This window comes from Streptomyces sp. CA-142005, assembly GCF_050942335.1.
In the GTDB taxonomy this organism is placed as follows: Bacteria; Actinomycetota; Actinomycetes; order Streptomycetales; family Streptomycetaceae; genus Streptomyces.
The window spans coordinates 5,042,985-5,069,349 of sequence record NZ_CP192078.1 but is presented as its reverse complement, the minus strand read 5'-3'; the positions used below and the strand labels follow the sequence as shown (position 1 = coordinate 5,069,349).

Genomic DNA, 26,365 nt, shown 5'->3' with positions numbered 1-26,365 from the left:
ATGAGGGGCGCCCCTTCTAGTTGTTGTTCTTCATGGTGGAGCCGGTTCCTCCCGGCTCCTTCGGCGCCCAGCTGGGAGCTTGGGTGGCGTCCTTGAAATCGGTCGACTTCATAAGAACCCGCCAGTCCTCCTTGCCCGCATCGCCGTCGAGCCGAACGGTGAACTCTTTGACCTGGTGGGTGCCATGGAAGTACAGGACCACGACTTGGCGTTCTGAACCGTCGTCATAGAAATCGCCTGTCACTTTGCCGCGGGCGCCGGCTCCGAAGCCCTTGATCCAGTTCTCGGCGGTCTTTTGGGCTACCGCATCGCTGCTGTCGCTGGTCGCCAGCTTGCGGAGCTCAGCCGTCTTGCCGTCGGCGATGTCCCACACGAGCTCTTGCATCACCAGCAACGAGCCGGTGGAGGGGTAACCGACCACGTGCAACGGCTCGTGGTCGGCGTACGCCTGCTCGTAGGACGCGCCCGGTCCTCTGGCATCAGCAGAGCTGCTGTCGAGAACAGCACATCCAGACGTCAGCAACACTGCTGCTGCCATCCATCCGGCCGCTGCATGGCTCTGCTTCAACCTGGGCATCTCACGTTCCTTGTTATGAGCGGGTCTTGGGCCTGACGATCGTGACCTTCTCGATCGGGTTCGAGGTGTGACTGTACCGATTGATCACTTCGTTGAGAGTGGTCTGGTTCTTCAGGCCATGCTGCACGATCCCCGCGTGCCCCTGCACCATGGAGTAGACGATCGCCACGTGGTTGTAAACCCTCTCCTTCTTCCACTTGAAGAAGACGAGATCCCCCACCTTGGCGTTGTACTCGTGCGGTTGGATCGCACCGTTCCGCCACTTGGTCACGTGCCGCCGGAGGTAGTCCGCGCTCGTCCAACTCCAGCTCTTGCCAAACCCGTACCTACCCTGCCACCAAGCGTTATCTGCCTTGCGGCCGCCAGGCCGCATCTTCATCCCGCCCCCGTGGTACAGAGCCTTCGAGACGAAGTTCGCGCAGTCCGTCCTGTACTCCCACCGAGTGTCCAGGTTGTTGTACGCCCAGTTGGCCGTTCCGTCGCCGCTGATTGCTGCGGCTGCGGCTGCCGAATCTGCCGAATCTGGCGACGTGGACGCCGAGTCGGCGTCAGGGCGATAGATGCCTTCATCGATGAGCGGCTGCGGCTCCTCCTCCTGGTCGGCGGGGATGTTGCCGTTTGCGTCAGGAAGGTGCGGATCGGCTGAAGGGGCGGGCCACCCTCTTGAGGTCCACACCGAGTCGGCGACCGCTGCGGAGGTGTTGTCGCCAACGTCTGTGGAGGCGTCGTCGGCAGCGCTTATGGAGGCGTTCGCTGTTTCTGTAATGGCTCCGGTGGCGTCGGGAACGTCCGTGGAGGCGTGTGCTGTTCCTGTGACGGCGCCGGCGGCGGTGAGGGCGAGCACTGCTGCGCCGGTGATCGTACGGCCGAGCTTGTTGCGCAAGAGTCGGGTTCCTTCCCCCTGTGATGGGTCCCGGCCGCCCGTTGGTCGGATCGTGCGGCATTCGGGACACGTTGACTATGAGGATGGAGAGACGGATGCGCAGGTTCCCAGTTGGCCGGTTTTGAGCGGCAGCCGAGCCGGAGCACCTGGGTGAAAGGCGGAGGCGTCACCCCTCCTCAGCAGGTGGGGTGACGCCTCTTGGCCGCAGGTGGGCTTGCTGCTCCTCAGCAGCTTCAAGGGCACGCTGGATCTGCTTGTTCGCGGGCTGCCGGCTGCGGTGAATCGCCTTCGCGTGGAAGCGGAAGAGGACAGCGATGCTGTGGCCTGCTCGGCGTGCGACTTCTGCCTGGGAGGCACCGGACTCAAGCCAGAGCGAGACGCCCGGGGGAAGCCGCTTCGGCTTCGGTCAGCACCGCGAGTCGAGCCGCTTTCCAAACCTCCCCGTACTCCTTGGACAGCAGGTGGCCACCCTGGGCCGCACGGAACAGCCGGCCGTCTTCGGCGGTGCCGAACTCCTTGATGTGCTCGCGGATTAGGCGCACCAGGACGGGCGGGATCGGAACCGGCCGGGTCGCTCTACGGGCCCGCTTCTTCAGGCCGCGTGCATCGAACGACTCGCCTGTGTCGGTCCAGCCAGAGCCGACTCGGGATGACGTTTGCCAAATGCACGGTGCCACTCAACGAGCCCTTCATTATCAAGGTGAGCGAGAAAAGCGGGGCATCTACTTTTCCCCGACCCGGGAGGCCAAGCCAGGATCAGGTGTCCGCTCGCGCTAGTCCGGTCGCAGCTTTATATGCTGTACCTCTCCGTGGCCGTTAACAGCGTTTGGTATCGCATTGCTGTTTAATCGAGGCGCTGGCTTTCCTGGCTTTACGCATTCATCCAAATCGAGGTCGACTCTTTTGGTGGCGGAGGGGCTTACCGCCAAAGATGCATCACTCATTCTTGTTCCTGTGGCTTTTTGCGACCGCCTTGTTGCTCGGCAAGCAAGATTCGACTCCAGGTATGTATATCCGGAGATTTAGGCATGCCGTGTTGATGGCGGAACTATTCCTCCTGTTGGGAGTTGCCTTTGTGTTGTTTGCGATGCATCACATCAAGAAGGGGTAGATGCGCGTCGTCAGTATCGAACCGGAGCATCTCATCTGCAGTTCTCCGAATAGGCAAGGGAGGCCACAAAGCCGCTGCACCCTCTCCGGGTTGGCCGGCATGTCGAGCGGCTCGCGCTGCCCGGGACGGGAGAGGCGGTATCGGTACACCTGCCGAAGGCCGTGGCTGTCGGCGCACCTGACGTCAACGACGGCACGCGCGAGCCGCCGAGGACCACCGTCAACGACCACCGCGGAACCGGCGAGGCCCTGGCGTAATGGCCTGCCCGATCGTACGGATCAGAAGGTGCACTGCCGCCCAGGCTCCGCCACCACAGGCGCGGGAACCAGGGGCCACGGACGCGGCTGGCACGACAGTAGGCTTGCCCGGTGTCGGCGTGAGCCTCGGGTCGAGGGCCGATCTGAAGGGATCTTGGGCCGAGTCAGAGACAGTGGACCCTGTGTGGACCACGGGCCCCGGGCGACGCCGGAGCCCGGTACGCTGTACCCGCTCCGCCCCAGGTGGGTGGGAGCGAGGTGGGTTGCCCGAGCGGCCTAAGGGAACGGTCTTGAAAACCGTCGTGGCGCGAGTCACCGTGGGTTCAAATCCCACACCCACCGCAGATGCTGGAAAGGGGCGCCCCCTCAGGGGCGCCCCTTTCGCGTGCTCCTCGGCTTCCTCGCCGTCACGGCTGGTGTCCCGTCATCCGTGCCGCCGAGGCGATCGTCGCGCGGGCTTCGCGTTCGGACAGGCCGGTGCCCAGGGCGGCCTCGGTCAGGGGGTCGGCCAGGGCGGCGCCGATGCCGTTCTCGTAGGCGCGGCAGGCCGCCCAGAAGAGGCGGGTGTTGCGCTGGCCCTCGTGCGCGGAGAGGACGAACTGGACCAGGCCGCGGCCGTGGTCGCCGGGGACCGGATGGTTCGCTTGCGCGTGCGGGGGCCGGGGCGGCGGCACCAGCAGGCGCAGCAGGGACGGCGGACAGGGGGCGGGGGCCAGGTGCGTGGTGCCGGGGGCGGTCGTGTACACGCCGTGGTCGGTACGGGAGCCGGGGCCCACGAGGTAGCCGCCGGCGCCCCGGATGTCGATACCGGGGGCGAGGCGACCGGCGGAGTTCGGTACGACGACGTCCGGCGGGCCGGTGAGCCAGAGGTGACGTCCGCCGCTCGGGGTGCGGACGACGACCGTCTCCGGAATGGTGAACAGATGGCGCAGCGCCAGTTCGCGTAGCGCGGTCGAGGAGTTCGTGCCGGACTTGGTGTCCAGGTCGACGCCGATCAGGTGGTACGGCGGCAGCCCGCACGCGATGCCGTAGCCGGTGGCCCAGGGCGCGGCGGCGAACAGCTCGCGGATGCGGACGGGGTCGGCCGAGGCGTCGTACACGCCGTGGCCGAAGCGGCCGCACTCGCCGTGGCAGCGGGGTCCGGCCGGGTCGGGGTCGTCGCGGTGGGGGGAGCGCAGGGCCGGGAGCTTGGTCCGGGACAGGGGGATGACGGCCAGCCCGCGTTCGGCGGCCGACAGTGCGTGTGCGAGGGCCAGCGTCGTGGCCTGCCGGTCGGTGTAGGCCATGACTCCATGTTCGTACGTACGTTCGAAAAAGGGAAGAGGGGTCGGTGGCGACGCGCCGATGGCCGGGAAATTGGCCGGATATGTGCCGGAACGATTCGCCCCTTGTGTCGGTTGATGGGCGAAAGTTTCGCCTGGTTCCTCTCCGGGAGTGAAGTGACGAAAGGTGGCGATAGGGGTTTATCGACTTGTCATCACGCTTGCGTGCGAATCGGGTCTTCCGGGGTGGTTCGCCGGGGATTCGGTGGGCAACTCTGATCTCGCGACGTCGTCCACGACAGTCAGAGCGGTCGGCCAACTGCCCTGACACCAGCCGTACTTCACGCACTTCCGGCCCTAGGGCCGCAGAGTTCTCGGTTCTGGAGGAACAACATGGCAAGCATCCGTACCGCCCGCGTACTCGCCGCCGTCGCCGCGCTCCCGCTCGCAGCCGCCCTCTTCAGCGGCGTCGCGGCCGCCGACAACGGCTCCTTCGCGGACAACGGATCGAGCGCCAACACCGGTGTGGCGGGCATCATCGGCAGCGGAGTCGGCCACAACAACAACGGCAACTCGTCCACCACGCAGCAGAACGCGGTCGGCAACGGTGCCTCGAACCAGAGCAACACCGCCCAGGTCAACCGCTCTGCCTGGACGGCCATCCAGCAGGGCAACGAGAACGTGGCCATCCACTTCACCCGCCTGTGGTGACCCTCGGGCGAGGTCCCTCCCGGTGAGGGGTCTCGTGGGGTGTGCTTCGGGGTCGTAACACGTCTGCGCGGCGGTACTTCGGTGCCGCCGCGCAGGCGTTTTCCCGCGCCCGGCGCCGTGCCCGGGGGCCTTGACGCCGGCGGTCCGGCCCCGAGGGCCGCCGGTCGCGACCTTGACATCCCCCCGAATCTGACGGACAGTCAGAAACTGGTCTGACAGGTAAGCGAGGACGTGCCGGCACGTGCTCGGGACGGACGGGCCGGCGGGACCGACCCGTTCGGGGTCACCGGGTGCGTTCGGCGCCGGCGAACCGGAGCGGCTGAACAGGGCGGCGCAGATCAACACGTTCGGGGCGGGGTGAGCGAGGTGCAGCGGGAGATCGTCGCGGCGATGCGGCTCGGGATGACGAGGGAGCGCCGGTGAGCACGGGGGGCAGGGAGGCGCGGATCACCGAGGGTGGGGAGGCGCGGGCCGGGCATGTGGCCGGCGCGGCTCTCGACGGACTCGGCGCGCGGCTCAAGGCGTACGAGGGGCGGCCGGCCGCCGTCGCCGGGGTGGGCAAGGACCCGGTGAACGCGCCGATGATCCGGCACTGGTGCGAGGCCATGGGCGACACCAACCCGGCCTACCTTGGGCCGGACCCCATCGCCCCGCCCACCATGCTCCAGGCCTGGACGATGGGCGGCCTGTCCGGACACCAGGGCCGCACGGGCGCCTACGACGAGCTGCTGTCCCTCCTCGACGCCTCGGGCTGTACGGCCGTGGTGGCCACCGACTGCGAGCAGGAGTATCTGCGGCCCCTGCGCCCGGGTGACCAGGTCACGTTCGACTCGGTGATCGAGTCGGTCTCCGGCCGCAAGACGACGAAGCTGGGTGCCGGGTACTTCGTCACGACCCGCACGGACGTCCGCGTCGGCGGCGACCTCGTGGGCACCCACCGCTTCCGCATCCTCAAGTACGCCCCGGTCCGCCACGAACCCCAGGCCCCGCGCCCCCGCCCGGTGGTGGGCCGGGACAACGCCGGCTTCTGGCAGGGCGTGGCCGAGCACCGACTGCTCATCCAGCGCTGCACGGACTGCGGCACCCTGCGTCACCCCTGGCTGCCGGGCTGCAACGGGTGCGGCTGCCTGGACTGGGACACGGTCGAGGCGAGCGGCGAGGGGACGGTCTACTCGTACGTGGTGATGCACCACCCGCCCTTCCCGGCCTTCGATCCTCCCTACGCGGTCGGTCTGATCGAACTCGCCGAGGGCGTGCGGCTGGTGAGCAACGTGGTCGGGGTGCCGTACGACAAGGTGCGCATCGGCCTGCCGGTCCGGGTGGAGTTCCGGACCTACGAGGACGCGGATGGCGCCCTGGTCCTGCCGGTCTTCCGGGTCGTCGAGGGCGAGGGCGAGGCCTGACATGGACTTCACACTGCCGGCCGGTGTGCACCACTCGTTGCCCCGCCTCGCCTGCCTGGGCTGCGGGGCCGAAGCGCTCCAGGAACCGGGGGAGTCGATCGCCAGTGGGGAGTGAGCCATGAGGACCGCGCCGACGACGGCACCGACGGCGGGCGCCAAGCTGCCGCCGCTGGAGATCCCGGTCACGCGGACGCTGATCGTGGCCGGGGCGATCGCGTCGCGGGACTACCAGGACGTGCACCACGACGCCGAGTCGGCCAGGCGGAAGGGCTCACCGGACGTCTTCATGAACATCCTGACGACCAACGGCCTGGTCGGCAGATACATCACGGACCACTTCGGCCCGACGGCGATGCTCCGCAAGGTCTCCATCAGGCTCGGGGCGCCCAACTATCCGGGGGACACCATGGTGTTGACGGGCACGATCGAAGCGGTCGACGGCGACACCGCGACCGTACGGGTCGTCGGAGCCAACGCCCTCGGCACACATGTGACGGGCACGGTGACCGTCACGGTGCCGGCGAACCCGGCCCCGCCTGCCCCGGACCCGGAGGGCCGTTCATGAGCCTCCATGCCCGCGACACCCTGGCCGGCCGCGCCGCGATCGCCGGGATCGGGGCCACCGAGTTCTCCAAGGAATCCGGGCGCAGCGAGCTGCGGCTGGCCGTGGAGGCGGTGCGGGCCGCGCTGGACGACGCGGGGCTGGCGCCGGCGGACGTGGACGGGATGGTGACGTTCACCATGGACACCAACCCGGAGATCACGGTGGCCCAGGCCTGCGGGATGGGCGAGCTGTCCTTCTTCTCCCGCGTGCACTACGGCGGCGGTGCGGCCTGCGCGACCGTGCTCCAGGCGGCGCTCGCGGTGGCGACGGGCGTGGCGGAGGTCGTGGTCTGCTACCGCGCCTTCAACGAGCGCTCGGGCCGCAGGTTCGGTGCCGGCGTGCAGCACCGGGAGCCGTCGGCGGAGGGCGTGGCGCTCGGCTGGGTGCTGCCGTTCGGGCTGCTCACGCCGGCCTCCTGGGTGGCGATGGCGGCCCAGCGGTACCTGCACGCGTACGGGCTGACGCCGGAGGTGTTCGGGCATGTGGCCGTGCTGGACCGCGCGTACGCGGCGACGAACCCGGCGGCCTACTTCCACGGCCGCCCGATCACGCTCGCGGAACACGCGGCGTCCCGCTGGATCGTGGAGCCGCTGCGGTTGCTGGACTGCTGTCAGGAGACCGACGGCGGGCAGGCGATCGTCGTCACCTCGGTGGAGCGGGCCCGGGACCTGGCGCGTCCCCCGGCGGTGATCGCGGCGGCCGCCCAGGGCGCCGGCCGGGCGCAGGAGCAGATGACCAGCTTCTACCGGGACGATCTGACCGGCCTGCCGGAGATGGGCGCGGTGGCCCGCCGGCTGTGGAGGTCGTCCGGACTCGGCCCGGCCGACATCGACGTGGGGATCCTGTACGACCACTTCACACCGTTCGTGCTGATGCAACTGGAGGAGTTCGGGTTCTGCGGGAAGGGGGAGGCGGCGGACTTCGTGGCCGAGGAGAGGCTGCCGCTCAACACGCACGGGGGCCAGCTCGGGGAGGCGTATCTGCACGGGATGAACGGCATAGCGGAGGCGGTGCGCCAGCTGCGGGGCACGGCGGTGAACCAGATACCGGGCGCGACCCGGACCCTGGTGACGGCCGGTACCGGGGTGCCCACCTCGGGGCTGGTCCTGACGGCAGACGCCTGACCGCCTCCCCGTCCCCGAGCGGCTGACCGGCAGGGCCGAACCCCACCCTGTCACCGAGCCGGGCCCGCACCGCCCTCGGGGTCGGCCGGCGGGCGGAGCCAGGTCGGATCGGGGCGGAGTCAGGGTCGTACCCGCATACGGAGTGCACCCGCCGTCCACCTTCAGGAGGTGGAGCCGGCCCCACCCCTACAACCTGAGGGGGACGCCGCTTCGGGACCTGGGGGCGATCCGCCGGACGGCGGTCCGCTCCTAGCGTGGAGCCATGACCACACCCGTCTGCACCAGCGCCTCGGCCGCCGCCGCACCAAGGCGGCAGACCCTCCCGCACCCCCGGCTCCGGCCGAGCGGGGAGAGTCCGACATATCCGACGTTCGCGTCGTATGTGCGGGCTCGTCAGCCGGTCCTGCTGCGCACCGCACGCTCGCTCACCGCGAACCTGAGCGACGCCGAGGACCTGCTGCAGACCGCGCTCGCCAAGACCTACGTGGCCTGGGAGCGGATAGAGGACCAGCGGGCGCTCGACGGCTATGTGCGCCGTGCGCTGCTGAACACCCGTACCTCGCAGTGGCGCAAGCGCCGGGTGGACGAGTTCACCTGTGACGAACTGCCCGAGCCGGAGCCCGTGCCGGGCGACGACGACCCGGCCGAACGGCAGGCGCTGCACGACGCGATGTGGCGGGCGATCACCAAGCTGCCCGCGCGGCAGCGGGCGATGGTCGTCCTGCGCTACTACGAGGACCTCAGCGAGGCCCAGACCGCCGAGGTGCTCGGGGTGTCGGTGGGCACGGTGAAGTCGGCGGTCTCGCGTGCGCTCGGCAAGCTGCGCGAGGATCCCGAACTGGGCCTGGTTCGCTAGCGGCCCGGTGCCGCAGGCGGCGTCCGGGGGCCGTGTCCCTCGCTGATTGTTCTCCCCTCCCTAGTGACATACCGCGCGGTATGTGCGCAGAATCAGCGCAACCTCTACCACCGCGTAGGCAATGCCGCCCCGGGAGGACTCCGTGCTGAGCACCATGCAGGACGTACCGCTGACCGTCACCCGCATCCTGACGCACGGGACGCTGGTGCACGGGCGATCCCAGATCATCACCTGGACCGGGGACGCCGAGCCGCAGCGGCGCGGTTTCGCCGAGGCCGGCGTGCGCGCGGTGCAGCTGGCGAACGCCCTGCGCGACGAACTCGGCGTCCGGGGCGACGACCGGGTGGCCACCCTGATGTGGAACAACGCCGAGCACGTGGAGGCCTACTTCGCGATCCCGTCCATGGGCGCGGTGCTGCACACGCTCAATCTGCGGCTGCCCGCCGAGCAGTTGGTGTGGATCGTCAACCACGCGGCCGACAAGGTCGTCATCGTCAACGGCTCGCTCATCCCGCTGCTCGCCCCGCTGCTGCCCAAGCTGGCGACGGTCGAGCACATCGTCGTCTCCGGCCCCGGTGACCGCTCCCCGCTCCACGGCGCGCACGCCCGGATCCACGAGTACGAGGAGCTGATCGCGGACCGGCCGACCACCTTCGACTGGCCGGAGCTGGACGAACGCCAGGCCGCCGCCATGTGCTACACCTCCGGCACGACCGGCGACCCCAAGGGCGTGGTGTACAGCCACCGTTCGATCTACCTGCACTCCATGCAGGTCAACATGACGCAGTCGATGGGCCTGACCGACCAGGACACCTCGCTGGTCGTCGTCCCCCAGTTCCACGTCAACGCCTGGGGCCTGCCGCACGCCACCTTCATGACCGGCGTCAACATGCTGATGCCGGACCGCTTCCTCCAGCCGGCGCCGCTCGCCGAGATGATCGAGCGCGAGAGGCCGACCCACGCCGCGGCCGTCCCGACCATCTGGCAGGGCCTGCTCGCCGAGCTGGGCAACAAGCCGCGCGACGTCTCCTCCCTCACCCAGGTCACCATCGGCGGCTCCGCCTGTCCGCCCTCCCTCATGGAGGCCTTCGACCGGCTCGGCATGCGCGTCTGCCACGCCTGGGGCATGACGGAGACGTCCCCGCTCGGCACGGTCGCCCGTCCCCCGGCCCACGCGGCCGGTACGGACGAGGAGTTCGCCTACCGCCTCACCCAGGGCCGCTTCCCGGCCGGCGTCGAGGCCCGGCTCACCGGCCCCGGCGGCGAACGCCTCCCCTGGGACGGCGAGTCGGCGGGCGAGCTGGAGGTGCGCGGCCCCTGGATCGCCGGCGCCTACTACAACGGCCCCGACGCCGAACCGCTGCGGCCCGCCGACAAGTTCAGCGAGGACGGCTGGCTGAAGACGGGTGACGTCGGAACCATCTCCCCCGACGGCTACCTCACCCTCACCGACCGCGCCAAGGACGTCATCAAGTCCGGCGGCGAGTGGATCTCCTCGGTGGAGCTGGAGAACGCGCTGATGTCCCACCCGGACGTCGCCGAGGCCGCGGTGGTCGCCGTACCCGACGAGAAATGGGGCGAGCGCCCGCTGGCCACCGTCGTCCTGCGGGAGGGCGCCACCGCCGACTTCGAGACCCTGCGCGTCTTCCTCGCCGAGGAGGGGCGCATCGCCAGGTGGCAGCTGCCCGAGCGCTGGACGATCGTCGAGTCGGTGCCGAAGACGAGCGTGGGCAAGTTCGACAAGAAGGTGCTGCGCAGGCGGTACGCGGACGGGGAACTGGACGTCACCCGCCTGTGACACCGCGGGCCGCGCCGGGCAGCGGGACTCGCCGCCCGGCGCGCGCGTCCGGCACCGGCCGCCGAGCACCTGCCCGAAGGAGCGGTCGTCCCCGGCACGTCGTACGAGGTACGAAAAGCGCGTGCGCTAGTTGGTGCCGATCCGGGCCAGCAGGTCCACGATCCGGCCCTGGACCTCGGTGCTCGTGGACCGCTCCGCGAGGAACAGGACCGTCTCGCCCGAGGCCAGCCGGGGCAGGTCGGCCTGGTCGACCGCGGCGGTGTAGACGACCAGCGGGGTGCGGTTGAGCTGCCCGTTCGCGCGGAGCCAGTCGATGATCCCAGTGAACCCGGCCTGCCGGCGCTGCACCTGCATCAGGTCCATCACCACGAGGTTCGGCCGGAACTGACCCGCCAGCGTCACCGCGTCGCTGTCGCTCGCGGCCCGCGCGACCTGCATCCCGCGCCGCTCCAGCGTCGCCGTCAGCGCCAGCGCGATCTCCGCGTGCTCCTCGATGAGCAGCACCCGCGGCGGATGCTGCTCGCTGTCGCGCGGCGCCAGCGCCTTCAGCAGAACGGCGGGATCGGCGCCGTACGCCGCCTCGCGCGTCGCCTGCCCGAGCCCGGCCGTCACCAGCACCGGCACCTCGGCCGCGACGGCCGCCTGCCGCAGCGACTGCAGGGCCGTACGCGTGATGGGCCCGGTCAGCGGGTCCACGAACAGAGCGGCCGGGAACGCCGCGATCTGCGCGTCGACCTCCTCACGGGAGTGCACGATCACCGGCCGGTAGCCACGGTCGCTCAGCGCCTGCTGGGTCGTCGCGTCCGGCGCGGGCCACACCAGGAGCCGGCGCGGGTTGTCCAGCGGCTCCGGCGGCAGCTCGTCGTCGAGCGGCTGCGGACGCGGAGTGTCCGAGATCTCGACCGCACCCCCGGGGCCGTCCAGCGGCTCGGGGCCTTCGGCGGCGTTGGCATCGGGTGCGCCTATGGCGTACGACCGTCCGCCGCCCTCGGTGCCCGGGGCGAGCCGGGCCTGCCCGGCCAGGGACGGATGCGCGGTCGCCGGCTGTTCGGCCGCCGGATGCGGCCGGGCCGTCTGTTCCGCCTGCTGCTCCGGACGCTTGGCCGGGTCCGGAGGCGTGCCCAGCTTGCGCCTGCGGCCGGAACCGCCCGGCGCGTGCGGCGGCGGGGTCGCCGTCGGCTGCTGCACCTGAGCGGCCTGCCGCGAGAACGGCACACCCTGCCCGAGCGTGCGCACGCTGATCGCCCGTCCCTGCGTCGAGTTCGGGTCGGCCGCGGCACTCTCGGCGGGCAACGGCTGCGCGGCCCGCGGCGTCTGGACTGCGGTGTGTGCCGCGGGCAGCGGGGTGCCGGGGGCCGGCGTGCCGCTCTGCGGTACGGGCGTGCCCGCGCCGGAGGTGTCACCGGTGCCGGGCCACTGCTGGGGCACGCCGGGCGCCTGAACGGCCGTCGGCACCGGGCCGGCACCGGCCTCCGCGGGCAGCGGCTGGGCGCTCGGCGTACCACCGGGCGGCGTCGCGGGCGTTGCCGCCGCGGTGGGCTGCTGGACCTGGACCGCCTGTCCCGGAGCCGCCGGAACCGGCCGGCCGGCGGTGTCGTGCACGGGCGCGGCCGGGTGCGGCACGGCCACCTGCGGTACGGCCGTCTGCTGACCGGGCGCGGCGACACCGGCCGGGGCGCCGGGTGCCGCAGCGGGCGGCTGCGCGGGCGCCATCGCGGGACCCGCCTGGACGGGGATGTTCTGCCCGGCCGTCCCCTGCGCCGGAATGCCGTGAACCGGCGTGCCCTGACCGGGAGTCGGCGGCCCCGCCGGATGCGGCACGGCCTGCCCGGGAACGCCCTGTGCCGCAGTGGCCGGGGCAGTGGGCGTCGGTGCCGGTGCCGGCTGCGCGGGATCCGCCGGCTGGGCCACGGCCCGGCGGCGCCGGCCGGTCGGTGCGCTGGTCGGATGCGGCTGCGGCGGGGTGTGGTCGGCGGACTGGTCGTGCGGTACGGCGTCGTGCCGGCCGGCGTCACCCGGCACCCCCGCGGCGGCCGGCGGCAGCTGAGCGGGCACCTGCACCGGACCGGCGCCCTGCGGCTGCCCGTCGGCACCACCCGGAACAGCACCGGCACCCGGGGCGACCGGCACACCGGCACCCGGAACGCCACCGGCCGCCGGAACCGTGCCCACTCCGCTCGCCGAGTCCGGGGACTGCGGTGAGCGGTCGGCCTCGGCCGGCGGCAGGGCGAAGACCGTACGCGCACCGCCCGCCTCCTGGGCGGCGGCACGTTCCGCCGCGGCGGCCAGCGCACGCCGGCGCCGCCCGGTGGGCTGCCCACCGTCGGCCGGTACGGCCTCCGCACCCGGCATCGGCCCGCTGCCCGCCGCGGGCAGCGCGGGCGCGGCCGGCAGGGCGGCCTGCGGCGCGCCGGAGTCGGGGCGGGCGGGTCGGCCGGCGGGTGCGGGCACGCCCTGCGGCGGAACGGTCGGGCCGAGCCCGTTACCGGATGCGGCGGCCCCCGCGGCATGCTCGGCCGCGGTCACCACGGCACCCTCGCTCACGCCCGTGTCGGCACCGGTGCCGCCCTCGGCGGGCCGGCCACGGCGTCGTCCGGTACCCCCGGAGGCGGTCTCCGCGGCCTCGGCCGGGACCGCGCCCGTCTCCTCGGCGGGCGCCGCGGCACGCCTGCGGCGGCGGCCGGTCGGCGCGGGCCCGTCGGTCTCCCCGGTCTGGCCGGCACCGGGAACGTCACTGTCCAGGAAGGCATCGGTGGAGGACCGCCGGGCCCGCCGCCGTCCGCCACCGGCGGCCTGCTCGGCGGCACCGGTCTCGATCACGGCCACCTCACCGGCGCCGGCGGCCTGCCCGCCCGCATCCGGCGCGGCGGGCGCAAGCGCGGCGGGCATCTGCCCCGCGCCCGCGCCGTCGACCGTCCCGGCGCCACCGCCGAGCGGCACCTCCAGCACGTACGCGCTGCCGCTCATGCCCGGCACCTCGTGCGTCTGCAGCACGCCGCCGTGGGCCCGTACGATCCCGCGCACGATCGGCTCGTGCACCGCGTCTCCCCCGGCGTACGGCCCGCGCACCTCGATCCGCGCGACCTCACCGCGCTGCGCGGCCGCGACCACGACGGTGTTGTCCAGGTAACCGCCCGCGGAGACCGGCGAGTTGCCGGTCGCGTCGACACCGGCGACATCCGCCACCAGATGGGCCAGCGCCGTGGCGAGCCGCTGCGGGTCGACCTCGGCCTCGATGGGCGGCGCGTGCACGGCGAACTGCACCCGCCCCGGACCGATCAGCTCGACGGCACCGTCCACACCGGCGGCGACGACGGCGTCCAGGAGCACCTTCGTACGGGTGATGTCCTCGGCGCCCGAGTCCAGGCGCTGGTACCCGAGGACGTTGTCGATGAGCGTGGTGATCCGCGAATATCCGGCCGAAAGGTGATGCAGCACCTGGTTGGCCTCGGGCCACAGCTGCCCGGCGTCGTCGGCGGCCAGTGCCGCCAGCTCGCGCCGCAGCTCGTCCAGCGGTCCGCGCAGCGACTGCCCGAGCAGGGTCAGCAGCTGCTCGTGCCGCCCGGTGAGGGCCTCGTACCGGTCCTTCTCCCGCTCGGCGAGCGCGGCGTACCGCTCCTCGCCGGCCGCGACCTCCTCGGCGTGCTTCTCGCGCAGCTCCTCGACCTCGGTCACATGCTGCTGGCGCAGCGCGGTCAGGTCGGAGGCATGCTCCTCGGCGAGCCGCTCGACCTCCTCGGCGTGCGCCTTCTCCAGCGCGGCCTTCTCCTCGGCGAGGGCCTCGTAGGGCCGCCGGTCGGTGAAGGTCATCACGGCACCGACGAGCTGGTCCCCGTCGCGCACGGGCGCGGTGGTCAGATCGACCGAGACCTGCTGATCCCCCTTGGACCACAGCACCTGCCCGCGCACCCGGTGCTTGCGCCCGGAGCGCAGGGTGTCGGCGAGCGGCGACTCCTCGTACGGGAACGGCGACCCGTCGGCGCGCGAGTGCAGCACCAGCGTGTGCAGCTCCTTGCCGCCGAGCTCTCCGGCCCGGTACCCCAGAATCTGGGCGGCGGCAGGGTTGACGAGCACGATCCGCCCGTCGGTGTCCGTGCCCACCACGCCTTCCGCGGCGGCCCGCAGGATCATCTCGGTCTGCCGCTGCGAGCGTGCCAGCTCGGCCTCGGTGTCGACGGTCCCGGAGAGATCCCGGACGACGAGCATGAGCAGCTCGTCACCCGTGTATCCGTAACCGTCGTACGCCTGCTGCCCGTTCTCCAGATTCGCGCTCGTGACCTCGACGGGGAACTCGGACCCGTCGGTGCGCCGCGCGACCATCCGCGTGGGCTTGGTCCGCCCGTGCGGATCCATGTGATCGGGCCGCCGCATGGACCCGGGGATCAGCCGCGAGTCGAATTCGGGCAGCAGATCGAGCAGCCCGCGCCCCACGAGAGCCGTACCCGGCGCCTCGAACGCCTCGAGCGCGATGGTGTTGGCGTTGACGACGGTTCCGTTGGCGTTGACCAGGACCAACGCGTCCGGCAGCGCGTCGAGTATGGCTGCGAGGCGAGCAGCGCCTCGGGATGGCCTGCTGCTCACGAGACGCCTTCCTCCCTGTTACCGCATCTTGCCGACCGCTCGGGCCATCTTGCCAACCGGCCCGCGACGTGTCACGCGAGGGAGTCTAAGGGCACACGTTGCGCTCGCGACGCCGGATGAGAGCGAGGTCCCACGACACGGTGACACCGAACCGGCCACCACCCGCCGACCACGCCCTCCGACTCCGCGAGACCTTCGCGGGACCTTTACGGGACCGGTGATTTCGTTGGGGGGAGCCCGCGAGTCGGTTGGGTGTGGCCGGCACCGGTGGGGGCGGGGCGGGTCCGCGGGCCATCGGGCCGGTGGGGGCTGGTGCCGACCGGTGGGTCGGCAGGCCGGGCCGGGCGCCCCAGGGGGCCGCCGGTCCGGCGGGCTGACGTGCCCACGGCCGGTCCTACGTGCCCAGGCCTCACGCCGCCCGAGCCCAACGTCGGCAGCAGCGGCACCATCCGGTCCCACCGCCCGATCTCGCAGCCGTTGCTGCGGTCGTAGGCGGCGTCGACGCCGCGTCCGGCCCAGGTGCCGGTCACCCGGGCGGTGGCCGGTCCGCCGTTGAGCATGGTGCAGGTGGTGCCGGGCGCCACCGGGGCGAAGAGGTCGCGCCCCCACTGCGTGTGCTCCTCCAGTGTCCGGCAGGCCTCCGCCGCGTCCGGGTGGCTTCCGCCGGCCGGGTGACAGAACAGCTCGTAGGTCCCGTCCCGCCCGGGCCCGGCATGCCGCACGACGACGGTGAGGTGATCACCGGCCCGGTCCTCGGGCCGCACGGGCGGCGGCAGGACGGGCGCGGCGACGGCGGGCACGGCGGAGAGGGCGCCCAGGGCGGACACGGCGGCGAGGACAGAGATGCTCTTGCCGTGCGCACGCCCCCGCTGGAGAGATCCGCGCCCCTGAGCGCGCTGCCGGCCCGGCTGAAGAAGAGAAACCATGCCCTGCCCAACGCGCCGGCCCCCCGGACGTTGCGTCCGCACCGCCGCGCCGGGCGGAAGCCCTTTGCCCTGCGGCCCGACTGCCTAGTACCGTGGGAGCCGATTGGTGACGAGCCGCTCGGCTGTGTCATCATCTGCACGCACCACTCGCGCGCTCGCGTGAGCGGTTGTGCTGGAGGCGTCGCCTAGTCCGGTCTATGGCGCCGCACTGCTAATGCGGTTTGGGCCTTAAAGCCCATCGAGGGTTCAAATCCCTCCGCCTCCGCACCGATCCCGAAGCCCCGGTCCCCAGGACCGGGGCTTCGGCGTTCCCGCCCCGCGTCGCCCCTCTGTGCGCTCAGAGGCGTTTCCGCAGGTCACAAGGGGTGTGCCAAACGGATTTCACATGTCGGCGGCAGTCATGTAATGTTCTTCCTGTCGCCGGGACGGGCCGAAAGGGCCGAAACGGAGAGACAAGAACAAAAGAACAAGCACTCGTAGCTTAACGGATAGAGCATCTGACTACGGATCAGAAGGTTGCAGGTTCGAATCCTGCCGAGTGCGCAGAGACCAGAGGCCCCGGAGAGATCCGGGGCCTCTGGCGTTGTGTCGTGTGCGGCAGATCGACGCGGGCCCCGGGAGAGTCCGAGTCCGGGGCCCGGGGAGCGGGCGGCGTCGGCGTCGGGTGTCAGCACTCCTCGTCCGGGTCGTTCCGGTTCAGCTTCTCCAGGTACGCGTGCGCCAGGGCGGTGGCCCGGGTGAACCAGTCCGTGATGATCGCCAGTTCCTCCGGGGAGTAGTCGGAGAACAGGTCCGTCAGGCGCTTGTAGTGGCCCGCGTACACCGCCTCCACCCGGGTGACGGCGTCCGGTACGGCGGCCACCCGGACCCGGCGGCGGTCCGTGGGGTCGGGGCGGCGGGTGACGTAGCCGGCGCGTTCGAGGCGGTTGAGGATGCCGGTCACCGCGCCGGTGGTCACGTGGGCGCGGGCGGCGAGATCGCCGGCGGTCAGCAGGTCGTCGCCGGCCTCCAGGACGAAGGCGAAGCAGGTCAGGTCCGTGACGTTCAGGCCCAGCCGCCGGGCGAGCTCCTGCTGTCCGATCAGGTGGGCGGCGATGAGGTGGTCCATCGCCGACAGCGCCTGGGCCGGAGTGGCGGGTGGGCGCGGCGTGCCGTGCATCTTTCGGAATCCCTTAGCTCGTGAGATATTCGGTTGAGGAGACTTCTTAGCTCGTGAGGGAATCTGCCTTCTTGTCCCCGGAGGTTGCTGTATGAGTCTGTACGACGAGGGTCACACGGTCGCCGGCTGGACCGGCTTCGGCATCGCGACGGTGGGAAGCGGTGTGGTGGGGCTGGGCGTGTGTGCGGCCTCGCTGCCGCTGGTCGTGGGCGGGCTCGCCGTCGTGGCCGTGAGCGTTCTGGTGACGTGGGTCCTGCATCTGGCCGGTTGGGGCAAGCCGCCGGGGGTGCGGCCGCGCGGGCAGTGGGGGATGCGGGACCGGGACGCGCAGGCCCGCGGGGGGCATCCAGGGTGCGTCAGCTGCCGGTTGGCGGGGCGGGGGCGGCGGGCTGTGGTGGTGGCTGTGGCGGCGGGGCGGTCGACGGCTGCGGAATCGACGCCTCTGTCACCTGTCGAGTGAATGTCCTTTCGGCGACCGGCGGTTGGTGATCGCCGTGCGGCACCGCCTGCCTCGTGCCCGAGCAGGTCGCCGACGCGGTCGAAGGAACCCGTTGTCGGACCCGACCCCTACCCTGACGAGTGATGGCACAAGTATGGAAGTGCACCGGACTGCGCTGGTCGCCCGACGGTCCCGTGCTGGTGTGGGACGGCGGGCGGCGCAGTGCGCTGCCGTGGGGGAAGCGGGTCGCCTTCGCCGTGCCGGAGGCGAGCGCCCGGCACTGTGTGGGCGCCCGTGGCCACGCCTGTCCGGTGGGCGCGGTCGTGCCGGCGCGGAGCACGGGCGCCCGGTGCGAGGAGTGCGCGCGGCTGGACCGGGCGCACTCCGTGGCCGCCGACACGATCGCCGACGACCCGCGGCCGTACCGGGTGTATCTGGCGTGGTTCGGGCCCGGGATGGTGAAAGTCGGGATCACCGCGGTCGAGCGGGGCTCGGCCCGGCTGCTGGAGCAGGGAGCCGTCTGTTTCAGCTGGCTCGGCGCCGGCCCGCTGATGGCCGCCCGGCGCACCGAGGAGCTGCTGCGGGCCGCGCTCCAGGTGCCGGACCGGATTCCGTACGCCGTGAAGCGTGCGGTGCGGTCGGCGTTGCCGGGGACCGAGGAGGAGCGTGCGGCGCAGGTGCGGGAGCTGCATGCGCGGGCCGTGGCGCTCAGTGGCTGGCCCGAGTCCCTGCGGCCGGAGCCCTGCGAAGTCACCGATCACATGGGGGTGTTCGGGCTTGCCGGTGCCGCGTCCGCGTTCGGGGAAGTGGCGGAACTCGTCCCCGGTGGCGAGGTCGGCGGTGAGCTGGTCGCGGCCGCCGGGCCCGATCTCCATCTGGCGGTCGGCGAGCGCGGGGTGGTCGTGCTCGACACACGGCTGATGACCGGCTGGGAGCTGGTGTCGCCGGCCGCTTCGCAGACCGCCGGACTCGCCTTCCCGCTCCGGGAGTTCGCACGAGGGCAGGAGGGACTGTTCTGAGGCGAAGGCAAAGACTCGGATCCCGTACGGATCCCTTTCGGCAAGGCCCGTGGACGCCGAACCAGCCCACGGCCGACCGTCGTTGTCATGAGCGACCAGACCGATGCCGCTGTACAGCCCACCTCTCTCCCCGAACCCCCTTACTACGCCGCCATCTTCACCTCACTCCGCACCGACGACGACCCCGGCGGATACGACCGCACCGCCGAGCACCTCTCCCGACTCGTCCGTGAAGTCCCCGGCTTCCTCGGCGAGGACTCCGCCCGTACCCCCGGCGGACTCGCGATCTCCGTCGCCTACTTCCGGGATCTCGAGGGGATCGAGCGATGGCGGCGGCACCCCGAGCATCTCGCGGCCAAGCGCCGTGGCCGGGAGCGGTGGTACGAGCGGTACGCGATCCACATCGCCAGGGTCGAGCACGCGCGCGTCTTCGCGCGGGAGTGAGCGCTTCCCAGGTGCCGCCTGAGAGGCGCCTGTGTGTTTCTCAGGGAAATCACAGATGAGGGAAAGCCTCTTCTCAGAGGACCTCGACATCGTGTCCACCATGACCACGACCTCGCCCCAGGGGCGCACCGAACTGCTGAGGCCGGACGGGAGCCCCGTCCGCGTGCTTGTGGTGGACGACGAGCTGTCGATCACCGAACTGCTGAGCATGGCTCTTCGCTACGAGGGCTGGCAGATCAGGAGTGCGGGGGACGGGCAGGGCGCCGTCCAGACCGCCCGTGAGTTCCGGCCCGACGCCGTCGTGCTGGACATGATGCTGCCCGACATGGACGGACTGACCGTCCTCGGGCGGCTGCGGCGCGAACTGCCGGACGTGCCCGTCCTCTTCCTGACCGCCAAGGACGCGGTGGAGGACCGCATCGCCGGGCTCACCGCCGGCGGCGACGACTACGTCACCAAGCCGTTCAGCCTGGAGGAGGTCGTGGCGCGGCTGCGGGGGCTCATCCGCCGGTCCGGGGCCGCCGACCGGCGGTCCGACTCGGTGCTCGTCGTGGGCGACCTGACCCTCGACGAAGACAGCCACGAGGTGTCGCGGGCCGGGGACTCCATCCACCTCACCGCCACCGAGTTCGAGCTGCTGCGCTTCCTGATGCGCAACCCGCGGCGCGTGCTCAGCAAGGCGCAGATCCTGGACCGGGTGTGGTCGTACGACTTCGGCGGGCAGGCCAATGTCGTCGAGCTGTACATCTCCTATCTGCGGCGGAAGATCGACGCCGGGCGTGAGCCGATGATCCACACCCGGCGTGGGGCGGGTTATCTGATCAAGCCCGCCGTGTCATGAGCGGACGGCGACGACCGGGTCCGCGGCAACGGCAGAAGCGGCAGAAGCGACGTGGGGGACAGCCACGCACCCTGCGGACCCGGCTCGTCGTCGCCTCGGTGGTGCTGATCGCCGTGGTGTGCGCGGTGATCGGCACCGTCACCACGGTGGCGCTGCGCTCGCATCTGTACCAGCAGCTCGAGGTCAAGGTGAACGAGACCGCCGCGCGGGCGGTCGGTCATATGCAGGCTCCGGCCGACGCGCGGCCCGGTGCGGTCCCGGGGAGCCTGGACCCCTCGGCGTCGGACGCCGCGACACCGGGCGACAAGGTCGACACCCTGCTCACCAGGGGCCCGACACAGCCCCGTACCGTCGCGGCGTACGTGAAGAACGGCTCGATCACCTCCGCCGCCGTGGCCCGGCAGCAGAACGACGACTACGGCCTGTTCAAGCGGATGCGCGCCGCCGGCCTGACGGCCGCGCAGAAGACCGCGCTGAACTCCGTGGCCAAGGACGACAAGGCGCACAGCGTGGAGATCCCCGGGCTCGGGGACTACCTCGTCAAGTACGTGACGAGCCGGGACAACGGCGACGCGTTCTACATCGCCCTGCCGACCAAGGACGTCGACGACAACATCGACACCCTGATCCTGGTCGAGATCAGCGTCACCGCGGCCGGTCTCATCGCCGCCACCCTCGCCGGCACCGTCATCGTCGGCGTCGCCACCCGCCCCCTGCGCAAGGTCGCCGCCACCGCCACCCGGGTCTCCGAACTGACCCTGCACACCGGCGAGGTCAACCTCAGCGAGCGGGTCCCGGAGTCCGAGTGCGACCCGCACACCGAGGTCGGGCAGGTGGGTGCCGCGCTGAACCGGATGCTCGACCACGTCCACGGCGCCCTGCACGCCCGGCAGCAGAGCGAGACGCGGGTACGGCAGTTCGTCGCCGATGCCAGCCATGAGCTGCGCACCCCGCTCGCGTCCATTCGCGGGTACGCGGAACTCACCCGACGCGGACGGGAACAGGTCGGGCCCGACACCCGGCACGCCCTCGGCCGGATCGAGTCCGAGGCGGGCCGTATGACCCTCCTCGTCGAGGACCTTCTCCTCCTCGCCCGCCTCGACGCCGGCCGGCCGCTGCAGTTCGAGCAGACCGATCTCGTCCCGCTCGTCGTGGACACGGTCAGCGACTCCCGCGCGGCCGGCATGGACCACAACTGGCGGCTCGACCTGCCCGATGAACCCGCGCTCGTGTCGGCGGACGCGGCGCGCATCCAGCAGGTGCTGGTCAACCTGCTCGGCAACGCCCGCAAACACACCCAGCCCGGTACGACCGTGACCGCGCGCGTGCAGCGGCGCGGGCCGTGGATGTGCGTCGACGTCGAGGACAACGGGCAGGGCATACCGCCGGATCTGCTGCCGCACGTCTTCGAGCGGTTCGCGCGCGGGGACTCCGCGCGCTCCAGGTCGACGGGGTCCACCGGACTCGGGCTGGCCATCGTGCAGGCGGTCGCGGCCGCGCACGGGGGTGCCGTCACCGTCGACAGCGTGCCCGGGCGGACCGTGTTCACCGTCCATCTGCCCGCGCTCGCCCCCGCCGTTCCGCGGCCCGCGCCCGAAACCGACTGGCAGGCGCACTCACAGGCACAGCACAGTGCCACCACATGGGTGCGACAGGGCGCTTGAGTTGAGTCGGTTCCATGCGAACCGACTCTTCTTCCGGCACCCTGCCGGCGCGGGAGCACCTCCCGGCCGGAGACGCCGGTACGCCTGTCCTGGACGTAGTGGTCCCCGTCTACAACGAGGAGAAGGACCTCCAGCCGTGCGTCCGCAGACTGCACGAGCACCTCACGCGCACCTTCCCGTACGCCTTCCGCATCACGATCGCGGACAACGCGTCCACGGACACCACCCCGCTGGTGGCGGCGCGGCTGGAGGCGGAGATCCCCGAGGTCACCAACTTCCGCCTGGAGCAGAAGGGCAGGGGACGGGCCCTGAGGACCGTCTGGTCCGCGTCCGAGGCGCCGATCCTCGCCTACATGGACGTCGACCTGTCCACCGACCTCAACGCCCTGCTGCCGCTGGTGGCCCCGCTGATCTCCGGCCACTCGGACCTCGCGATCGGCTCCCGGCTCGCCCCCGCCTCCCGGGTGGTGCGCGGCCCCAAGCGGGAACTCATCAGCCGGGCCTACAACCTGATCCTGCGCGGCTCGCTCCAGGCCCGGTTCTCGGACGCCCAGTGCGGATTCAAGGCCATCCGGCGCGATGTGGCACAGGTGCTGCTGCCGCTGGTGGAGGACACCGGCTGGTTCTTCGACACCGAGATGCTGGTGCTCGCCGAGCGGGCGGGCCTGAGGATCCACGAGGTGCCGGTCGACTGGGTCGACGACCCCGACTCCACCGTGCACATCGTGAAGACCGCCACCGACGACCTCAAGGGCGTCTGGCGGGTCGGCAAGGCGCTGGCCACCGGTTCGCTCCCGCTGGACCGGCTCACCCGGCCCTTCGGCGACGACCCGCGCGACCGCGACCTGGCCAACGTGCCCACGGGACTTGCCCGTCAGCTCGTCGGCTTCTGCGTCGTCGGCGGCCTGTCCACCCTCTTCTACCTCCTCCTCTACAGCGTCTTCCGGCAGTTCTCCGGCTCCCAGACCGCCAACGCGCTCGCCCTGCTGGTCTCCGCGATCGCCAACACGGCCGCCAACCGCAGGCTCACCTTCGGAGTGCGCGGCCGGGGCGGCGCCGTACGGCACCAGGCGCAGGGCCTGGTCGTCTTCGGCATCGGCCTCGCGCTGACCAGCGGCTCCCTGGCCGCCCTGAACGCGGCCGGCTCCAGCCCGGCGCACTCCACCGAACTGGCGGTGCTCATCGCCGCCAACCTCGCCGCGACCGTGCTGCGGTTCCTGCTCTTCCGCGCCTGGGTGTTCCCGGACCGCGGCGAGTCCAACGCCGGCTCGACGGTCGTCGCCTCCCACCCCCTGTCCTCGCCGACCTACAGCACGAGCACGACCCCGCCGTACAGCACGACCCCGCCGCACGGCACGACCGCTCCGTACGCACCGCTGCCCCAGCGCCCGGTGCCGTATCCGACGGCCACCCAGGTCCGCGCCGGTGAAGCCGCGGACGGCAGCTGGAGGGACGCCACCATGCGACTGCAGCCGGTGCGCCCTCACGACACCAACCCGGGGGATCCCCGATGACCACTCATTACGACCAGCCGACCGCCCGGCACAGCGGTACGACCGACTGGGGTCCGCCCCCGACCGCTCTCCCGCAGGCCCCCGGGGCCGGCGAGCCCAGGCAGCCGGTCCTGCGCGGACTGTGGCGCGGCCGCCCCGAGGACCCCCGCTGGGCGCGCCCGGCCTTCCTCGCCCTGCTGGCCGCCACCCTCCTGCTCTACCTGTACAACCTCAGCGCCTCCGGCTACGCCAACTCCTTCTACTCGGCGGCCGTGCAGGCGGGCAGCAAGTCCTGGAAGGCGTTCTTCTTCGGTTCGCTGGACGCGGGCAACGCCATCACCGTCGACAAGCCGTCGGCCTTCCTGTGGCCGATGGAGCTGTCGGTGCGGATCTTCGGCCTGAACTCGTGGGCGATCCTCACTCCCGAGGTCCTCATGGGCGTCGGCACGGTGGCGGTCGTGTACGCGGCCGTACGGCGCCGGTTCAGCCCGGCGGCGGGTCTGATCGCGGGCGTGGTGCTCGCCCTCACCCCGGTGGCCGCGCTGATGTTCCGGTTCGACAACCCGGACGCGATGCTGGCCCTGCTGATGGCGCTGGCCTGCTACTTCGTCGTACGGGCCGTGGAGGACGGCCGGACCAAGTGGCTGGTCGCGGCCGGGGCGGCGATCGGCTTCGCCTTCCTCGCCAAGACGCTGCAGGCCTTCCTGATCCTGCCGCCGTCGGCGATCGTCTACGCCGTCTGCGGTCCGGTGCGGCTGCGCAGGCGCCTGGTCCAGCTGGGCCTCGCCACCGTCGCGCTCGTGGTCTCCGGCGGCTGGTGGGTCGCGATCGTCGAGCTGTGGCCCGCCTCCTCCCGCCCTTACATCGGCGGCTCGCAGAACAACAGCTTCCTGGAGCTGACCTTCGGCTACAACGGCCTCGGCCGGATCAACGGCGACGAGACCGGCAGCGTCGGCGGCGGTGGCGGCGGGACCGGCTCCGGCCGCTGGGGCGCGACCGGCTGGGACCGGATGTTCAACTCCGAGATCGGCGGCCAGATCTCCTGGCTGCTCCCGGCCGCGCTGATCCTGCTGGCCGCGGGCCTGTGGGCGACCCGGAAGCTGCGCCGTACGTCCGTGACGCGGGCCTCGTTCCTGGTGTGGGGCGGCTCGCTGCTGATCACCATGGCGGTCTTCAGCTACATGGCGGGCATCTTCCACCAGTACTACACGGTGGCGCTCGCGCCCTACCTCGCGGCCGTCGTCGGCATGGGCGCCGGGCTGCTGTGGGAGCGGCGCAGGGAGACCTGGGCGTCGATCGGCCTCGCCGCCGCGCTGGTGGCCGCGTCCGCGTGGGGATACGTCCTGCTCAACCGCACCTCCGGCTATCTGCCCTGGCTGAAGTGGTTGGTGCTGATCGGCGGCATGGTGGCCGCGCTGGGCCTGATCTTCGCCGGGCGGATCTCCCGGCAGCTGGCCCTCGGGGCGGCGGCGGTGGGTCTGGTGGCCGCGCTCGCCGGTCCGACGGCGTACACCCTCAGCACGGTGGACTCCGCGCACACCGGCTCCATTCCGACGGCCGGTCCGGCGGGCGCGAGCATGATGGGCTTCGGCGGCGGCCGCGGGCCCGGCGGCGGCTTCGGCGGCGCGATGCCGGGTCAGCAGGGCCAAGGGCAGCAAGGTCAGCAGAACGGCAACGGCTTCCCCGGCGGGGGCGGCTTCGGTGGTGGCATGCCCGGCCGGCAGGGCCAGAACAACCAAGGTCAGCAGGGCCGGCAGGGCCAGAACGGCAACGGCCTGCCCGGCGCCGGCCGGATGGGCGACGGCGGCATGGGCGGCGGCGGTGGCGCCGGCGGCCTGCTGAACGGCGCGAACGTCTCCTCGGCGGCCAAGAAGCTGCTGGAGGAGGACGCCGGGGAATACACCTGGGTCGCCGCGTCCATCGGTTCGCAGAACGCGGCCGGCTACCAACTCGCCACCGGTGAGCCGGTGATGGCGATCGGCGGCTTCAACGGCACCGACCCCTCGCCGACACTGGCGCAGTTCAAGAAGTACGTGGCGGAAGGGAAGATCCACTACTTCATCGCCGGTGGTGGCATGGGCGGTGGGATGGGCGGCAGCAGCAGCGGTACGTCGTCCCGGATCACCTCGTGGGTCGAGAGCACCTTCAAGAAGGTCACCGTCGGTTCGGCCACCTTCTACGACCTGACGCAGAAGGCGAGCGGCTGAAACAGGGGGCCTTCGTCGGCGGTGCGAGTGGCGCCGGTGGCGACGACTCCCTCTACGGCGGCCGCAACGTCCTCGTGGCCGACCGGATCTGACGGCCTGAAGTCCTCCTGGGACGGACGCGGTCCACAGACCGGCGCAGGCCCGCGCCTAAGGTTGGACCAGTGGCCGGAGTCTCAGGAGGATGCGCCGATGGTGAAGGCAGCGGGTCGGTCGGCGCGGGACAGTGTGTGGCTGCAGGAGAAGCCGCGGCGCGGCGGTCGTGCCGGCCAGCCTTCCGGACTGGACCGGGAGCGGATCACCGCGACGTCAGTGCGGCTGCTGGACGCCGAGGGGCTGACGAAGTTCTCCATGCGACGGCTGGCCGCGGAGCTGAACGTCACCGCGATGTCCCTGTACTGGTACGTCGACACCAAGGACGACCTGCTCGAACTCGCCCTGGACGCGGCCTTCGGCGAGCTGCGGCTGCCGGATCCGGACGCCCGGGGCGAGGACTGGCGCGAGCAGCTGCGCGGGCTGGCCACCGAGTACCGGGCGCTGCTGGTGCGCCACCCGTGGCTGTCGCCGCTGGCGGGGCGCTATCTCAACATCGGCCCGAACTCGCTGGCGTTCTCCCGCGCGGTCCAGCGGGTCGTCCGCCGGGCGGGCCTGCCCGCGCACGGGGTGACGGGGGCGATCTCGGCGGTCTTCCAGTTCGTGTACGGCTTCGGCACGATCGAGGGGCACTTCTTCGCCCGGATCGCGGACACCGGGCTGAGCCCCGACGAGTACTACGAACAGGCCATGGCCCTGGTGACCGAGGCCCCGGGGACCGCCGAGGTCGTCGAGGAGTCGAAGGACCTCATGGCGGCCCGGGGCGGGGACACGGTGGACGAGATGCTGGACCGCGACTTCGCCTTCGCCCTGGACCTGCTGATCGCCGGCATCGAGGCGATGGTCAGCCGAGGCTGACCACTCCGCCACCGGCCCCCATGGCTCCGGTCGGTCCTCGGCCAGCCGCGCCGGAAAC

Annotated in this window: 20 protein-coding genes, 3 tRNA genes and 1 pseudogene; 18 read left to right on the top strand and 6 right to left on the bottom strand. The window is 71.6% G+C overall.

Annotated features, from left to right (window positions below):
* Window positions 1-16: 16 nt before the first annotated feature.
* Complete coding sequence (locus ACQPXS_RS23830) at window positions 17-577, bottom strand: hypothetical protein (RefSeq protein ID WP_433451280.1); 561 nt, start codon at window positions 575-577, stop codon at window positions 17-19.
* Between the two features lie 13 nt (window positions 578-590).
* Complete coding sequence (locus ACQPXS_RS23825) at window positions 591-1,460, bottom strand: amidase domain-containing protein (RefSeq protein WP_433451279.1); 870 nt, start codon at window positions 1,458-1,460, stop codon at window positions 591-593.
* Between the two features lie 1,625 nt (window positions 1,461-3,085).
* Here ACQPXS_RS23825 and ACQPXS_RS23820 point away from each other — a divergent pair.
* Window positions 3,086-3,170 (top strand) — tRNA-Ser (locus tag ACQPXS_RS23820).
* A gap of 65 nt (window positions 3,171-3,235) precedes the next feature.
* On the opposite strand, the gene ACQPXS_RS23815 is transcribed toward ACQPXS_RS23820, so the two are convergent.
* Window positions 3,236-4,114 carry a bifunctional DNA primase/polymerase gene (locus tag ACQPXS_RS23815; RefSeq protein WP_433451278.1) on the bottom strand — a complete coding sequence of 293 codons (879 nt, stop codon included), beginning with the start codon at window positions 4,112-4,114 and terminating at the stop codon, window positions 3,236-3,238.
* A 369-nt stretch (window positions 4,115-4,483) separates the two neighbouring features.
* Here ACQPXS_RS23815 and ACQPXS_RS23810 point away from each other — a divergent pair, with 369 nt between their 5' ends.
* From ACQPXS_RS23810 to ACQPXS_RS23780, 7 genes and pseudogenes are all read left to right on the top strand, one after another.
* Window positions 4,484-4,801 carry a hypothetical protein gene (locus ACQPXS_RS23810; RefSeq protein ID WP_433451277.1) on the top strand — a complete coding sequence of 106 codons (318 nt, stop codon included), beginning with the start codon at window positions 4,484-4,486 and terminating at the stop codon, window positions 4,799-4,801.
* A 256-nt stretch (window positions 4,802-5,057) separates the two neighbouring features.
* Window positions 5,058-5,224: pseudogene (locus ACQPXS_RS23805) on the top strand (acyl-CoA dehydrogenase); the annotation flags it as partial.
* 56 nt (window positions 5,225-5,280) lie between these two features.
* Window positions 5,281-6,204, top strand: coding sequence for a bifunctional MaoC family dehydratase N-terminal/OB-fold nucleic acid binding domain-containing protein (locus tag ACQPXS_RS23800; protein WP_433455914.1), 924 nt, complete (start codon window positions 5,281-5,283; stop codon window positions 6,202-6,204).
* Between the two features lie 118 nt (window positions 6,205-6,322).
* Window positions 6,323-6,769 carry an acyl dehydratase gene (locus ACQPXS_RS23795; protein WP_433451275.1) on the top strand — a complete coding sequence of 149 codons (447 nt, stop codon included), beginning with the start codon at window positions 6,323-6,325 and terminating at the stop codon, window positions 6,767-6,769.
* Entirely contained in the window at window positions 6,766-7,932 is a 1,167-nt protein-coding gene (locus ACQPXS_RS23790) for a lipid-transfer protein (protein ID WP_433451274.1), read from the top strand. Before ACQPXS_RS23795 ends, ACQPXS_RS23790 begins: the two co-directional genes overlap by 4 nt.
* A gap of 262 nt (window positions 7,933-8,194) precedes the next feature.
* Window positions 8,195-8,788, top strand: a complete 594-nt coding sequence (locus ACQPXS_RS23785) for a SigE family RNA polymerase sigma factor (protein ID WP_351802730.1) — start codon at window positions 8,195-8,197, stop codon at window positions 8,786-8,788.
* Window positions 8,789-8,909: 121 nt separating this feature from the next.
* On the top strand, window positions 8,910-10,586 hold the full coding sequence (locus ACQPXS_RS23780) for a long-chain fatty acid--CoA ligase (protein WP_433451273.1): 1,677 nt from the start codon (window positions 8,910-8,912) through the stop codon (window positions 10,584-10,586).
* 126 nt (window positions 10,587-10,712) lie between these two features.
* Here the strand turns inward: ACQPXS_RS23780 and ACQPXS_RS23775 are convergent, their stop codons facing one another.
* On the bottom strand, window positions 10,713-15,167 hold the full coding sequence (locus ACQPXS_RS23775) for a PAS domain-containing protein (RefSeq protein ID WP_433451271.1): 4,455 nt from the start codon (window positions 15,165-15,167) through the stop codon (window positions 10,713-10,715).
* Between the two features lie 206 nt (window positions 15,168-15,373).
* A complete protein-coding gene (locus tag ACQPXS_RS23770; RefSeq protein ID WP_433451270.1) occupies window positions 15,374-15,994 on the bottom strand; it encodes an SSI family serine proteinase inhibitor in 621 nt (206 codons plus the stop codon).
* Between the two features lie 273 nt (window positions 15,995-16,267).
* On the opposite strand from ACQPXS_RS23770, the gene ACQPXS_RS23765 reads away from it, so the two are divergent.
* Both ACQPXS_RS23765 and ACQPXS_RS23760 read left to right on the top strand, forming a co-directional pair.
* Window positions 16,268-16,358, top strand: a tRNA-Ser gene (locus ACQPXS_RS23765).
* 205 nt (window positions 16,359-16,563) lie between these two features.
* A tRNA-Arg gene (locus tag ACQPXS_RS23760) sits at window positions 16,564-16,636 on the top strand.
* A 124-nt stretch (window positions 16,637-16,760) separates the two neighbouring features.
* Here ACQPXS_RS23760 and ACQPXS_RS23755 read toward each other — a convergent pair.
* Complete coding sequence (locus ACQPXS_RS23755) at window positions 16,761-17,252, bottom strand: MarR family winged helix-turn-helix transcriptional regulator (RefSeq protein ID WP_356301029.1); 492 nt, start codon at window positions 17,250-17,252, stop codon at window positions 16,761-16,763.
* A 91-nt stretch (window positions 17,253-17,343) separates the two neighbouring features.
* On the opposite strand from ACQPXS_RS23755, the gene ACQPXS_RS23750 reads away from it, so the two are divergent.
* The 8 genes from ACQPXS_RS23750 (at window position 17,344) to ACQPXS_RS23715 (ending at window position 26,307) form a co-directional block, all read left to right on the top strand.
* Window positions 17,344-17,712: an HGxxPAAW family protein gene (locus ACQPXS_RS23750; RefSeq protein ID WP_433451269.1), complete on the top strand. Its 369-nt coding sequence runs from the start codon at window positions 17,344-17,346 to the stop codon at window positions 17,710-17,712.
* Between the two features lie 122 nt (window positions 17,713-17,834).
* The gene (locus ACQPXS_RS23745; RefSeq protein WP_433451268.1) at window positions 17,835-18,710 is read left to right on the top strand and encodes a DUF2797 domain-containing protein; all 876 of its coding nucleotides are present in this window, start codon (window positions 17,835-17,837) and stop codon (window positions 18,708-18,710) included.
* Between the two features lie 87 nt (window positions 18,711-18,797).
* Complete coding sequence (locus tag ACQPXS_RS23740; protein ID WP_433451267.1) at window positions 18,798-19,154, top strand: antibiotic biosynthesis monooxygenase family protein; 357 nt, start codon at window positions 18,798-18,800, stop codon at window positions 19,152-19,154.
* A gap of 100 nt (window positions 19,155-19,254) precedes the next feature.
* Window positions 19,255-19,995, top strand: a complete 741-nt coding sequence (locus ACQPXS_RS23735) for a response regulator transcription factor (protein WP_351802716.1) — start codon at window positions 19,255-19,257, stop codon at window positions 19,993-19,995.
* On the top strand, window positions 19,992-21,659 hold the full coding sequence (locus tag ACQPXS_RS23730; protein ID WP_433451266.1) for a sensor histidine kinase: 1,668 nt from the start codon (window positions 19,992-19,994) through the stop codon (window positions 21,657-21,659). The genes ACQPXS_RS23735 and ACQPXS_RS23730 overlap by 4 nt, the downstream gene beginning before the upstream one ends.
* Before the next feature lie 14 nt (window positions 21,660-21,673).
* Complete coding sequence (locus ACQPXS_RS23725; RefSeq protein ID WP_433451265.1) at window positions 21,674-23,173, top strand: glycosyltransferase; 1,500 nt, start codon at window positions 21,674-21,676, stop codon at window positions 23,171-23,173.
* Window positions 23,170-25,359 carry a glycosyltransferase family 39 protein gene (locus tag ACQPXS_RS23720; protein WP_433451264.1) on the top strand — a complete coding sequence of 730 codons (2,190 nt, stop codon included), beginning with the start codon at window positions 23,170-23,172 and terminating at the stop codon, window positions 25,357-25,359. Before ACQPXS_RS23725 ends, ACQPXS_RS23720 begins: the two co-directional genes overlap by 4 nt.
* A 189-nt stretch (window positions 25,360-25,548) precedes the next feature.
* On the top strand, window positions 25,549-26,307 hold the full coding sequence (locus ACQPXS_RS23715) for a TetR/AcrR family transcriptional regulator (protein WP_356301049.1): 759 nt from the start codon (window positions 25,549-25,551) through the stop codon (window positions 26,305-26,307).
* Window positions 26,308-26,365: the final 58 nt, after the last annotated feature.

Excerpts from the sequence above, each read along its gene's own strand:
- ACQPXS_RS23830 (WP_433451280.1), bottom strand. The coding sequence starts at position 577 with ATGCCCAGGTTGAAGCAGAGCCATGCAGCGGCCGGATGGATGGCAGCA.
- ACQPXS_RS23815 (WP_433451278.1), bottom strand. The coding sequence starts at position 4,114 with ATGGCCTACACCGACCGGCAGGCCACGACGCTGGCCCTCGCACACGCA.
- ACQPXS_RS23810 (WP_433451277.1), top strand. The coding sequence starts at position 4,484 with ATGGCAAGCATCCGTACCGCCCGCGTACTCGCCGCCGTCGCCGCGCTC.
- ACQPXS_RS23795 (WP_433451275.1), top strand. The coding sequence starts at position 6,323 with ATGAGGACCGCGCCGACGACGGCACCGACGGCGGGCGCCAAGCTGCCG.
- ACQPXS_RS23790 (WP_433451274.1), top strand. The coding sequence starts at position 6,766 with ATGAGCCTCCATGCCCGCGACACCCTGGCCGGCCGCGCCGCGATCGCC.
- ACQPXS_RS23785 (WP_351802730.1), top strand. The coding sequence starts at position 8,195 with ATGACCACACCCGTCTGCACCAGCGCCTCGGCCGCCGCCGCACCAAGG.
- ACQPXS_RS23780 (WP_433451273.1), top strand. The coding sequence starts at position 8,910 with ATGCCGCCCCGGGAGGACTCCGTGCTGAGCACCATGCAGGACGTACCG.
- ACQPXS_RS23755 (WP_356301029.1), bottom strand. The coding sequence starts at position 17,252 with ATGCACGGCACGCCGCGCCCACCCGCCACTCCGGCCCAGGCGCTGTCG.
- ACQPXS_RS23750 (WP_433451269.1), top strand. The coding sequence starts at position 17,344 with ATGAGTCTGTACGACGAGGGTCACACGGTCGCCGGCTGGACCGGCTTC.
- ACQPXS_RS23745 (WP_433451268.1), top strand. The coding sequence starts at position 17,835 with ATGGCACAAGTATGGAAGTGCACCGGACTGCGCTGGTCGCCCGACGGT.
- ACQPXS_RS23740 (WP_433451267.1), top strand. The coding sequence starts at position 18,798 with ATGAGCGACCAGACCGATGCCGCTGTACAGCCCACCTCTCTCCCCGAA.
- ACQPXS_RS23735 (WP_351802716.1), top strand. The coding sequence starts at position 19,255 with ATGACCACGACCTCGCCCCAGGGGCGCACCGAACTGCTGAGGCCGGAC.
- ACQPXS_RS23730 (WP_433451266.1), top strand. The coding sequence starts at position 19,992 with ATGAGCGGACGGCGACGACCGGGTCCGCGGCAACGGCAGAAGCGGCAG.
- ACQPXS_RS23725 (WP_433451265.1), top strand. The coding sequence starts at position 21,674 with ATGCGAACCGACTCTTCTTCCGGCACCCTGCCGGCGCGGGAGCACCTC.
- ACQPXS_RS23720 (WP_433451264.1), top strand. The coding sequence starts at position 23,170 with ATGACCACTCATTACGACCAGCCGACCGCCCGGCACAGCGGTACGACC.
- ACQPXS_RS23715 (WP_356301049.1), top strand. The coding sequence starts at position 25,549 with ATGGTGAAGGCAGCGGGTCGGTCGGCGCGGGACAGTGTGTGGCTGCAG.